This window comes from Periweissella fabaria (assembly GCF_918814575.1).
Taxonomy (GTDB): Bacteria; Bacillota; Bacilli; order Lactobacillales; family Lactobacillaceae; genus Periweissella; species Periweissella fabaria.
The window spans coordinates 1-13,124 of sequence record NZ_CAKKNS010000013.1 but is presented as its reverse complement, the minus strand read 5'-3'; the positions used below and the strand labels follow the sequence as shown (position 1 = coordinate 13,124).

At 34.5% G+C, this 13,124-nt stretch carries 11 protein-coding genes; all 11 read left to right on the top strand.

Annotated elements, in window-relative coordinates; translation table 11 throughout:
• Positions 1–164: 164 nt before the first annotated feature.
• The 11 genes from LQZ75_RS09535 (at position 165) to mobV (ending at position 12,681) form a co-directional block, all read left to right on the top strand.
• Positions 165–1,319 carry a RepB family plasmid replication initiator protein gene (locus tag LQZ75_RS09535; RefSeq protein ID WP_230097586.1) on the top strand — a complete coding sequence of 385 codons (1,155 nt, stop codon included), beginning with the start codon at positions 165–167 and terminating at the stop codon, positions 1,317–1,319.
• On the top strand, positions 1,312–1,821 hold the full coding sequence (locus tag LQZ75_RS09530) for a MarR family transcriptional regulator (protein WP_230097585.1): 510 nt from the start codon (positions 1,312–1,314) through the stop codon (positions 1,819–1,821). The genes LQZ75_RS09535 and LQZ75_RS09530 overlap by 8 nt, the downstream gene beginning before the upstream one ends.
• A 689-nt stretch (positions 1,822–2,510) precedes the next feature.
• The gene (locus LQZ75_RS09525) at positions 2,511–3,800 is read left to right on the top strand and encodes a DNA methyltransferase (protein ID WP_230097584.1); all 1,290 of its coding nucleotides are present in this window, start codon (positions 2,511–2,513) and stop codon (positions 3,798–3,800) included.
• A gap of 3 nt (positions 3,801–3,803) precedes the next feature.
• Positions 3,804–4,673: a hypothetical protein gene (locus LQZ75_RS09520; RefSeq protein WP_230097583.1), complete on the top strand. Its 870-nt coding sequence runs from the start codon at positions 3,804–3,806 to the stop codon at positions 4,671–4,673.
• A gap of 455 nt (positions 4,674–5,128) precedes the next feature.
• Positions 5,129–6,319 (top strand): ArgE/DapE family deacylase, encoded by a 1,191-nt coding sequence (locus tag LQZ75_RS09515; RefSeq protein WP_230097582.1) that lies wholly within the window; start codon positions 5,129–5,131, stop codon positions 6,317–6,319.
• 5 nt (positions 6,320–6,324) lie between these two features.
• Positions 6,325–6,915: a site-specific integrase gene (locus tag LQZ75_RS09510; RefSeq protein WP_230097581.1), complete on the top strand. Its 591-nt coding sequence runs from the start codon at positions 6,325–6,327 to the stop codon at positions 6,913–6,915.
• A 191-nt stretch (positions 6,916–7,106) separates the two neighbouring features.
• Entirely contained in the window at positions 7,107–8,069 is a 963-nt protein-coding gene (locus tag LQZ75_RS09505) for a Gfo/Idh/MocA family protein (protein ID WP_230097580.1), read from the top strand.
• Positions 8,070–8,330: 261 nt separating this feature from the next.
• A complete protein-coding gene (locus tag LQZ75_RS09500; protein ID WP_230097579.1) occupies positions 8,331–8,966 on the top strand; it encodes an NAD(P)-dependent oxidoreductase in 636 nt (211 codons plus the stop codon).
• Positions 8,967–9,353: 387 nt separating this feature from the next.
• Positions 9,354–9,683: a potassium channel family protein gene (locus LQZ75_RS09495; RefSeq protein ID WP_108730528.1), complete on the top strand. Its 330-nt coding sequence runs from the start codon at positions 9,354–9,356 to the stop codon at positions 9,681–9,683.
• Between the two features lie 35 nt (positions 9,684–9,718).
• The gene (locus LQZ75_RS09490) at positions 9,719–11,056 is read left to right on the top strand and encodes a hypothetical protein (RefSeq protein WP_230097578.1); all 1,338 of its coding nucleotides are present in this window, start codon (positions 9,719–9,721) and stop codon (positions 11,054–11,056) included.
• Positions 11,057–11,445: 389 nt separating this feature from the next.
• A complete protein-coding gene (gene mobV, locus LQZ75_RS09485) occupies positions 11,446–12,681 on the top strand; it encodes a MobV family relaxase (RefSeq protein WP_230097577.1) in 1,236 nt (411 codons plus the stop codon).
• The last annotated feature ends 443 nt before the right edge of the window (positions 12,682–13,124 follow it).

Sequence of the window (13,124 nt, the reverse complement as noted above, 5' to 3'; positions counted from 1 at the left end):
ATAAGTACAAAAAACTATGTACATAAGTACAAAAAACTATGTACATAAGTACTTTTTTAAAACATAAGTACTTATGTTGTGATATAATAAAAGCATAAAGAAATTCCCGACTAAAAGTTTTTCTTTATGCTTATCCAACAACACGCCCAAAGGAGCGTATTTATATGTCAATTATACCAGAATCAAAGACAAGGCAGGTACACACCTTGAATGAGTTATCAAAACGAAAAGTCGTCGAACATAATAGTTTAATCACATCCATTGCCAAGATGGATAAAACACCCCTCAAAATGTTTGAACTAGCGGTGTCTTTAATTGATACCGACAATCCACCTCAAGATCAAACAGTGTATTTATCAAAGCAAGAACTATTTGCTTTCTTTAAGGTGAATGACAGTAATAAGCATAGTCGTTTCAAAGAAGCGATTGAAAAAATGCAGAAACAAGCATTTTTTCAAATTAAAAAAGAACAAGAAAAAGGATTTAAATATACCAGTATTGTGCCAATTCCATATGTTGAATGGACGGATTATAATGACGAGGTGAAAATCGAATTTCATCGTGAAATCATGCCTTATTTAATCAACCTCAAAAACAATTTTACGCAACATGCTTTGTCAGACATAGCAGAATTGAACAGTAAGTATGCGATTATTTTATATCGTTGGTTGTCAATGAATTACAACCAGTATGAGCATTACAGCGTTAAGGGTGGACGTAGAGAAGAACAAGTAGAAAGTTACCGTAATCCAATCATCAGTATGCGAGAATTACGAGAAATGACTGATACAGTTAATGAATACAAATTATTTACTAATTTTAGCAAGAAAATTTTAGATAAACCTTTACAAGAAATAAATGATCAGACAACTTTTAACGTGACGTACGAAAAAGTTAAAAAAGGCCGCAGCATTGATAGCATTGTCTTTCACATTACTAAAAAACAAGTTGCGGCTGATAGTAGTTATAAACAGGATGATCCCGTTTATATCGAGGGCAAGATTCGTCAAGAAGAAACAGAAGATATGTTGACCGTTAAGGCAATAAAAAGTCCCTATACAAAGTTACTTATGGAGCAGTTTTTATTGTCATATATTGATTTAACGGATACTACTATTTTGTCAGGGTTACAGAAAAATGTTTATCCACTTTATGACGAATTAAAAGAGTTACGTGGTTTAAAGGGCGTGAAAGAACACTTAGCCTATATCAGAGACAAACAAGATGACTATTCTAAAAAGAACATTGCTAAGTATCTTAAAAAATCGATTGAACAGTATCTACCAATCGTTAAAAGGCAGGATATAGATCATGAGTGAAAATTTAAAAACAATTCGAGAACTTGCTAATGAATTGGGTGTTTCAAAGCAAAGAATTCAACAAATTATCGCCAAGTTGTCGCCAAGTAAAACGCCAAATAAGCAAGGTAATAGATATGTTTTGAGCGCCAGAGATGTTATTAATATAAAGTCTTTCATGGGATTTGAAAGTGACAATTCGTCAACAAGTGAATCGACAAATAGACTTGTCGATTATGCTGTTTACTTAGATGTAATAGATTCAATAAAAGAAAAAGATGAACAGATAAAAAGTTTATTAGAAGTTCAAAAACAAACACAAAACCTTCTAGATCAGCAACAGCGGTTAGCATTACAAGATAAAAAAATTTTAGAAGAATACAAGGCAGAGATAACGGATTTAAAAGCATTAAATATACCAAAGCAAGGTAGTGAGAAAGACGATGTTATTCCAAAAGAAAATATAGTAAAAGATCCCCAAAAGGAAAATAAAAAATGGTGGCATTTTGGTATAAAACTATAAGAATGAGTAATGAGTTTAACTAATTAAATCGATTGATTCCCCCTGCTGTACCCCGTTTTGGACAAATTTGTAGAAGTGACAGCCATTGCAGTCGCAGCCCGTACACAATCATCACCGGCTAACTAGGCCCCTTTATGCTGCCGATGTCTAAAACATTTTTTAAAGTCAAATGACAATCCCAGGTCGTCTAGGATAGCTTGCAAGGTTATCTCCACTCCACCATTAACTCCATCAAGAGTAAAATTGGAGTAGTTTTTTCGGTAATGAAACAAATGGTAGCAAATTAAAACTACCATTTGAATAAACTAATTCTACAGTTAACAGAGGAAGCAACGATTGTTCAGCTGGAAAAGCCCTAAATATTATCTCGACAACAGAAATTGGATAACACAAATTATATTGATCGTGGTGGTAGAAATCGTTAATATTTCTAATATGTTATATTTTGATCCACCTAGTACTGAATGTTGAGTACACATACCCTCAACATTCAGTAACTGCAGCTGACGAACTCTTTTTTGCAAATATATAATCTCACTTAACAGAACAAAACGCGCGTATCCTAAACTAAATTATACTGTCCTACCATTAGCTTACTAAATTGTAAAGTTTTATTAACTGACTCCAACGAATCCTTGGTATACTTACATGCGTATCCATAGACTCCTGAAAGGAAAAATATATTTAACATGACTGAAGAAAATTACGATTTACTTTCAGAAAAATTTGAAAACGAAGTTAAAAAAAGTCAAAAAACAACCTTCACCAATAATATGAAATTACCAATACATCGCTGGTATAGATATAGCGCGGGTTTCTCAGCTGAATGGGTGGAGGACATTCTTAAGACACTACCAATTGGACTTAACGTTTACGATCCGTTCGCAGGATCAGGTACAGTTATGATAGCTGCTGATAAAATGGGCTTTAATTCAATTGGAGTAGATCCTCATCCATTCGTATCAAAGATGACCTCAGCAAAATTAGGCTGGAACATCTCTGTTGATGAGTATCAGACAACAATCAAAAAAGTCCTTAATTTTGCACTAAAGGCCAATGAGATAAATATATCAACTGATGATTATCCACCTTTAATTGAAAAGAGCTATTCAAAAGATAATCTTGCAAAATTAGACGCTTTAAAACATGGATTAGAAACTGTTGAAATGTCCGAACAAGTTAAACCTTTAGTCTGGTTTACCTTAGCCACGATACTTAGAAGTGCTTCGGGTGTCGGAACAGCACAATGGCAGTACATTTTACCAACTCGTAAAACACATGAATTTAATGCCTTTGATGCTTTTAAAGCAAAGGCCGATCAAATATCTGAAGATATGATTATATATCAAAAAAAATATCAAAAAAAATCTAAATTTTTAGCGACAGACGCACGTAATGCTTTTGAAGTGCCTGAAAATTGGGCAGATATTGTAATCACATCACCACCATACGCTAATAATTATGATTACGCTGATGCAACTCGACTAGAAATGTCTTTTTTTGGCACTGTTCAATCATGGGGAGATTTACAAGAAAAAGTTAGAAAATACCTCATTCGTTCCAGTACACAAAGTGTTTCAAAATTAAAAGATGCAACCTTTGACATCGCCAAAGATGATCTTTTAAGTCCCATATATTCAGAATTACAACCTATCCTTGAACAACTCTTAGCAGAACGTGAAACACATGGCGGAAAGAAAAATTATCATACCATGATTGTAAATTATTTCTTAGATATGGCTAAAGTTATGCATGATCTTCGGAGGGTAGTTAAACAAAATGGTGAAATTATAATGGTTATTGGTGATTCTGCGCCATATGGGGTATACATTCCTGTAGATCGCTGGTTAGGTGAATTAGCTCTTTCACAAGGATTTACTGAGTGGCACTTTGCCAAAGAACGAGATAGAAACATAAAGTGGAAAAACCGTACACATACGGTTCCTCTGAAAGAAGGCTATTTAACAATAAAGGGGTAAAATATGGCAAATTCACCGTCTCACGTTTTAGGTACAGCTATTGGTGGTCTTTTTGAGGATACACTTAAATACTATTTAAAAGATTTAGCAGACGCTGATAATTTATTTATGGACTATCAGCATCCAAGAATAGCTCGAAATAACAAAAAGAAAGTTACTTGGAAAGATAACAAGAATAATTCACATGATTTAGATATTGTTTTAGAAAAAAATGGTTCCGAAGAAAAATTAGGTAAACCAGTAGCATTCATCGAAATGGCCTGGCGACGATACACCAAGCATTCAAAAAATAAAGCTGAAGAAATTGGAGACGTTCTTACTGCTCTAAATGAAACATTTTCTTCAACAAAACCATTTTTTGGAGCCGTGATTGTTGGAGAATGGACAAGAAGTGCCATTCTCCAGTTAGAATCAAAAGGAATAGTTGTCGCCGAAATCCAATACAAAAATTTTGTGAACACCATTAAATCTATTACAAATATAGATATAGGCACTGAAGAAGACACCAGTGAAGATGATTTACAAAAAAAAGCTACTGATTTAGTAGAACATTTGTCAAAAGAACAAAATAAAGAGAAAGTAATCAAAAAAATCATTGATGACAACTCACTAACACTTAAAAAATTCAAAATAGGATTACAAAACCATCTACAAAGGCAAATAGCAGAAATAGTCGTGTCAACTTTATATGGTCAACCAAAAAACTTTTCTGATATCACTACAGCCGTGAACTATCTAAATGCAGAAACCTCCCCTGATAGTTCGTTACCAATTGACCATATATATATCATGATTAAATACAATAATGGAAGCGAAGTTACCGGACGCTACAAAACAGTACCTGAAACAATTCAATTTTTAAATAATATCTAGGCTACAATCCATAAACTAAATTACAAAAACAGTTTACATGATCTCTAATAAAACTTTTTAATTGGTCTAGATAGTGAAAGGAGCCTTTCAACGACGTTTGTGAAACGCATTGAGCGGCTTTTTTATTTTGTGTATAGACACCTTTGACCAAAAGAAGTCTCAATACTCAAAAAGTTCTTTTGTAATGATCCACCATCTCTTAGAGAATTATCTGGATTTCACATTGGCTAGTATAGATGCTAGATCGAAATATTTTGGGGTGTATTTTTTGTCATAAACCCAGCAATCAGTACAGATATCCAAGTATTATGATATGAAATAATTTATGGTCTATAATTATATTATCGCCCCTGTGAAATCCTATTAAAACAACCCCTATTATCTACTGGTTAGATAATAGGGGTTGTTTTTTTGTTAGGTGATATAATAGAACTTAAAATTAGGGGGTTTTAAACATGAACAATGTTGAACGTATTTCTATACTAGAAAAATCTATATCTATAAAGACAGACGGCCATAATGAACAAGAACTAGCTGAATATTTTAAAAAAATTCTGAAGGATCATAACATTGAATCAGCAGAAATACTATTTGCCACAGGAAGATCTAACTTGATAGTTTCGATGGGACATGGTGATCGTATACTAGGTCTAACTGGACATATGGATACAGTAAATATAGGACCATTGTCAGATTGGAAAAGCGATCCGCTTGTCCTAACTGATATGGACGGGAAATTATTTGGACGTGGTACCTCTGATATGAAAGGCGGATTGGTTGCTTTAATTATTGCCTTAATCGAAATTAAGGATGAGGGGATAGATTTAGGTGGACAAATTAGACTTCTAGCTACAGGTGGTGAAGAAAAGGGCCAATTAGGATCTGCTAGCTTATTAGGTCATCAACTAATATCAGATCTCGACGCACTAATTGTTGCTGAACCTTCTCGATTATCTAATCCTAAATCAGGAAAAAGTACTCAATTCGCAATTTTTGGACAAAATGGTGTGCTAGATTTTGAAATTATATCTAAAGGAAAATCTGCCCATAGTTCAATGCCGGAGCTTGGTATCAATGCTATTGATAACCTGCAGGAATACATGAATCAACAAAAAAATTATTTTGATCACATGGTTCAAATAAATGATAGTGTGCTGGGTAAAATTATTCCTGTAAACTCTATTATTTCGGGTGGTGAACAAATTAATTCAGTCCCTTCTTATGCCAAATTGACAACAAAAGTCAGAACAACAACTATGGTTAATGCCAATCGAATAATTAGTGATTTAGAAGATATTATTAGCGAAATGAATAAGGTTGCAGATATGAATTTAGAACTCAATGTTCTACGACAATTAGATCCTGTAGTGACCAGTAAAGATTCATCAATCATTAAATTGGTTTCGCTATATGGACCAGAGTTCTTTAAACAGAAAATCACTTTGAGAACTGTAGCTGGTACTACTGATGCCGCAACATTTATCTCTGAAAATGATCGCATGGATATTGTCCAGATTGGTCCAGGAAATGATTCAAGCCATATGGCTAATGAATATATATTTAAGCAAGATTTTATAGATTACATTGAATTTATTAAAAAAATCATAGTCTCGTACTTAAACGATGAATTAGTTAAGGATATTTAACATATATGGTGCAACAAATCGTACTACCAATCAAAGACTCAAATGTCTTAAAAATGGTGCAAGACACCTTACTAGATAGTTTTCGGGCGGGTCGCCGTAACTACACCATCTTTCAAGTTGGCAAAGTCACCTTGCTGCGGGTGAGTGATGTGATGACGTTAAAGAGATCCGATGTCTATAATCCAGATGGCTCTGTTAAACAGACGGCCTTTATTCATGATAAAAAAACAGGCAAAGCGAACACGTTATATTTAAAACCTGTTCAGCAAGACTTGCTGCAATATCATGATTGGATGGTCCAAGAAAATATTAATTCTGAATGGCTATTTCCCTCAACAGCCAATTCTGATCGCCATATAACCGAGAAACAGTTTTATAAAGTGATGGCGCGTGTTGGTGATCTATTAGGAATCAACTACCTAGGTACTCATACCATGCGTAAAACAGGCGCCTATCGCGTTTATACGCAATCAAATTACAACATTGGTCTAGTCATGCACTTATTGAATCACTCAAGTGAGGCTATGACGCTTACTTATCTTGGCTTGGATCAAGCTAGTCGAGAGACTATATTAGATCAAATTGATTTTGGATAATGTTTAGTATTGATTGATTCGAGGACATTATTCATAGATTTTATGATGTTGCTGGTGATTAAGGCTATTTCAAAATGAGAACGCTTAAAAAACATTTTTATAGGATCAAATAGTACCGAAGTGTTCTTTATACAATCATATGATTAAAAGCGCTACAATTTAGATACCACATAATTGAAAGGATTATAAAAATGACAATGAATTGGACAATCGTTGGAACAGGTGTTATTGCGCATGAAATGGCAACCGTATTTAATAAGAACAATCGAGAAATTTATGGCGTATTTAGTCGTAATGCAGACAAAGTAAAACAATTTGCTACCGATTATGGCGTTCTTCATCAATTTAATTCTCTAGATGATGTATTTTCTGATGACAAAGTTGAAGCTGTGTATATTGCTACGCCACACAATACCCATTTTGATATAGCAAAACAAGCGATTGAACATGGCAAACATGTACTCATGGAGAAGGCAATTACGTTGAATAAGGCAGATTTGGATCAACTTGAAGATTTGGCGCAACAGCATAACGTTATACTTTTAGAAGCAATGACTTTAGTTCATATGCCTTTAGCCAAAAAAGTAAAAGCTATGATTAATGACGGTCAATTAGGTGAAATTAAGCATATTAGTGTGGCACATGGTAGTGTTAAACCCTATGATCCTAATAATCGCTTCTTTAATCCTGATCTAGGTGGTGGTGTCTTACTTGATATGGGTGTTTACGGTATATCTGGGGCACGCTATTTTATGTCAGATCAACCTGATAATGTGCAGTCTTTTGTTGACTATGCTCCAACTGGAGTTGATGAACAGGCCGTCACAATTCTTCATAATCAGGCGGGCGAATCGGCTATGGTATCTGTTTCTTTGCAAGCTAAGCAACCTAAAGCACTAACTATTTCTGGAACAAAAGGTTATATTACAATACCAGAATATCCACGCGCACAATCAGCGTATTTTTATCATGTAGATAGTGATACCACAGAATCAATCACAGAGGGAAGCACAGAAAATGCTTTGTTCTACGAAATTTTAGATTTCGAAAGTATCATTGCTGAGCCATCAAGCATTCAAAACTACAAGACGATGACAGATGATGTATTTACAATTTTCGAACAAATGAAAACAAGCTGGTCTCAGCAAAAGTAAGACTAGCTAGAGTAGCTAATAATAATTACGTTTAACAGTAGATTTCCCCTGCACAGAAGTTTTATAAGGTGATAGATCGCGTTAGTTATCTATCAAGATACCATACGTAAAACAGGCGCTTATCGCGTCTATACGCAATCACATTCAAATATTTGGTTAGACCATGCTAGATAAAACCGAACTTGGTTAAGGGTCGTAACTTGTAAATAGTAAGTTGTTTTACTGTGATTAAGATACTACAGATAAAAGGATAAGATAGTAATGACGAAATTATTGATTATTGGCGCTACTGGAATGACGGGGCAATCATTAGTCTCTGAAGCTGTTGCAAATGGACGCAATCTAGATAAGCTCAATGCTTTAAATAACGAATTTCAAGATATTAACATTTTGAACAAAGATGCTTTTGAAATCACATTAAGCGATTTAGAAGACGTTGATGTGATTATTGATGCGTTTGCAACCGCACCCGACCAAGCTTACTTACAAATTGATCTTGCTGCACATCTAATTGCTTTACTACGTAATAGTAGCAAGCGTATTGGATTCATATTAGGAGCAGGTAGTTTATACACTGATGAATCAAAGAGCAAACTTACCTATGATTTAATTGCCGCAGATGACAGCACAAAACCATGGCGTGCGATTCCTGAAAATCAATTATACGAACTTGAATTCTTACGCCGTGTTAAAAACGTGAATTGGTTTGGTGTGTCACCTGGTAGTAACTTTATTGCTGGTGAAAAATCAGATAACATTTTAGTTGGTGATGACATACTGTTAACGAATGACCAAAATGTATCAGAAACTACTTCTGGCACAATGGCATTTAAGGTCATTGAAGAAGTTAAAAATAACCAATACAATCAAAAGCGCTTTACGGTGGCTAATGGTTAACATGTATTTATCTACTAAAAACATCATCTTCTAGGAATAATCCTAGAAGATGATGTTTTTTGATTATGCTGATTTATTTGTAATTGTATATTGCCTAATTTAATGACACTCAAACAATCTAGTAATTCTATGACTAATAAGATGAGAGAGGTTAAGTTCTATCACGCCGAAAGTAGTTGCCGGATCGCTGGATGCGACGATAGGAATATGCGGTGCCGTACATAGGGAGTGCTCTGAGAAAAGTGCTTTTTTATGCGTTTATATACTTTTTTATTTTTATGTGTTTGGGCTCAACGTTAAACTTGTTTCATATTTGACTTTGATTAAACAAATATGCATACTCGAAAGTAGATAAGAAACGGTTCAGGGAGAATCAATTTGATTTCAATGATTTTGTCAGTCAAAAAATTATTTTCCTCTTTTTGGATTATTTTCAAATCAGAAGAAACTAAAGGACTGTTGATAGTCATATTTTTGACATTACTAAGTGGTGCTTTCTTTTACAGTACGGTAGAACATTTAAGTCTACTTAACGCTTTTTACTTAAGCTTTGTTACTTTAACGACGATTGGTTACGGTGACATTCATCCGGTGACGGATTTTGGAAAAGTATTTACTATGTTGTACTCTACGGTAGGGATTGGTTTAATGACAATTTTTGTGGCTACAGTAGCTAAAGCGTATATGTCAACTAAAACGAATAAACGTCGACACTGAATGAAACACATTAAAACAATCATTGGGGAGTATTTATGAAAAAATATATTTTAACTATTGGTAATTCTGGATTAAATGTTATTAGTAGTACGGTGATTGTTCTACCGTTTATGTTTTTTCTGAGAATTAGCGGGACGCATACAGTATTGTCAGTTTTACCTTTTGTTATTTTTTATACCTTACGGACAACCGGAATATTTTTGATTAGAGGTATCAAAACAAGTCTTAATAGTGCTAGTCTGCTAAAAGTTTCTCTTTACGTTGGTACATTAGGATCTATGTTTGGCATAATTGGAAATTTTTTTCCGGAATTTTATATGATTTCTGCCTTTTTTCTGGGATTAAGTGCTGCTTGGTTACCAACCGCTAATACGTCAATTGATTTTCTTAATATAAAAAGTCATTTACTTGTAGCTAAAAATAAATATTTTACTGTCTTAACTTTGATATTAATCGGGTATATACTGTTTATTCCATCTAAAAATTCTTTTATTATATTTTTTGTATTTTACACATTTTTGTACTTGATAGCTATTATAACAATATCTACTATTAATCACTACGCAGTAGATTCTCATGATTTAGAAACCTATTCATATCGATATTTGGGATTATTTGTAGTATTTTTCGTTTTAATATTTAGTTTGCGATCTAGTCGATTGATGAATAATATTATGCAATTTGATGATTTTATATGGGGATCATTACTGCTAGCTATTATTCTTATTGTGTCAAAACTTTTTTTTCATAGATCACCACAACGTCGTGTTCCTAAAGTTTTGAGTTATATAGCAATCATAAATGGTGCCTTAGGCAACTATTTATTCTTATTCGCATCTTTATATGTTGCTGGATACTATGGTCATGATGATTTATTTATCCGCTTTTATATACCATATGTCGTAGGCATAGTCATCGCACCAATCATCAATAAAGTTCTAGTCAAAAACAATCATCATACTATTTTTATCATGCTTTTTGTAGGCCTCATTATGATGTTTGTTAGACCTCTATTCTCATTGGGTATCTTATTGTTAAGTACAACGAAAGGATGTTTAAATTCCGAATTAAACCATTTCTACGTACAGCAAAATAATTTGCCATCAGATAAACGAATTTGGGTTAAAAATACGATACAAAGTACAGGTAGTATTATTTACCAATTTATCATCATGATTACAGGTTCATTGATAGTGACGGATCATAATCACTCTATCAACGAGTTACTTAATATTACAAGTCAAGGAATACCTAGTAATTATAGTAGGGCGCTAATGCTTGATTGGAACCTGGTGACTACAACAATACTATTGATTATGGTTATTTTTTATTACTTTTTTTATTTTTTTAACTATATCAAGATAAAAAAGTGATTTACTGTATCTAATTATGTATCTATTAAAAGCATCCTCTCCTAGAAGAGGGTGCTTTTCTTTTATGATCAGTTATTTTGATGGGTTTAAGCTGACAACAGCTTGCCCCACGCGGGTAGTGTTCTGCATGACATGCTCCCACTGAAGGTGATCCTGCAATGATAAATTGCCCCGTCACGGCGTGACCCGCCGGAGGTTTTACAAGCCGGATAATAGGCGCTGTAAAATAGCAGTTTCCCCAGTAGGAAGGGGAAACGCTACTGGCATCGCTTGTCGATGACGCGCCTCGCAGAGCCTGTCCAAAATAGAATTTTGGTATAACAGGCTATACCAGATTTTTAACAGTGTTATACTGGTCTTGGAAAACCTTTTTCGAGGAGGCATTTTTGATGGCGCATTTAAAGAAAAATACCCGTGGCGCAGTACCTGGTTTAGCAGTCCATTTTGAACGTAAAACCGACCATCACACGAACAAAGAAATTGATGTATCGAAAACCTATCTGAATCAAGATCTTATGACGGATGACTCAGATATGCTGTCACGTTTCAACGAGCGTTTAAATGATGTTTATTGCATGAAAAGAGACGATGTGAAGGCTTTAGCGACGTGGATAGTCACTTTACCTAAAGAACTCACAGAAGCCCCCTACGAGCAACAGAGCGCCTTTTTTGAAGCAACCACTAATTTTCTGAATGACCGTTATGGCCAAGCAAATGCCGTGGCCGCGGTGGTGCATTATGACGAGACAACTCCTCACTTGCACTATGCCTTTGTTCCGGTGGTTTTTGATGATAAAAAATCGCGTTATAAAGTATCCGCTAAAGAAGTGCTAACGCGACATGATCTACAAACCTTTCATGAGGATCTAGATCAGGATTTAAAAAAGATGCTCCCTTTTTATGAAAAAGGCATTTTAAATAACAAAACTTTACCGTTTGAGAATGTCGCTGAAATCAAAAAATTCAACGATCAGTTTAACGCCTTAAAAAACGAACTAGCTGACGTTGAAGAAAATATTAGGGCTAAACAGGCCGTACTTAAAATCACGGATCAAGCCTTAACGGAAGTTGACTTAGCCGAAAAACAAATTGATGATTTTAAACAAGCCTTATCTAAAAACCTCTTTGGTAAGACAGTTCTTAAACCAGATGACTTAGATCGCTTTAAAAACGTGTTAGCCACGATGAAGAAAGCCACCTTACAAAGCCAGCATGAGACAGAAGAACTCAAGCAAACGTTAGGCCAAGTCAAAGCGCAATTAGCAGACGTCCAATCAGACCATCAAAATCTGAAAGAAACGCATCAAGCGCTTCAGAGGCGGCAGCGAGAACAGCAACAGATGGATTATGCTATGCGTGACATGCTTAAAAATGATTATGGTGTCGACAAGATAGCCCATACTGATGTGGAGGCCCGGTATGTTCTTTATAAGCTGGATCATGAAGAACTCACTAAAAATAAAAAAGTAGCCCAGACCTGGTTAAAAACACTGACGACAGCTAGAGCAGATCCAGATACGAAAATAGCGCCAACTAGATTAGATCACGGTATTGAACAAGTTAAAGCATTAATTAATCGAATCATTGAATTAACGCGTGATATTTTTAAAGGGCCAAGTCTCTAACGTTAAACCGTCCTATTTGCCTGTCTAATCATTTTTAGCCACAAAACGTATAAATAATCATTAACCAAGTTAAAATGGCGCTATCGGCTTATTAAGGGGCAATAATATTAGATAATAAGGGATATATCCCTGAAAATCGTTCAAAAAGAACCCTACGTACAAAATTGACGTACGATGGGGTTCTTTTTGTTTTGTTTTTTATGGGTTTAATAAAAAGGCGCAGCCTATTATAAGTTTATCTTTTATATTTTAATCTTTTTTTCTTTTGCGTGGTTAGAACTCCACTAATAACAAGGGTTTAGTGGACAATATAAGTACAAAAAACTATGTACATAAGTACAAAAAACTATGTACATAAGTACAAAAAACTATGTACATAAGTACTTTTTTAAAACATAAGTACTTATGTTGTGATATAATAAAAGCATAAAGAAATTCCCGAC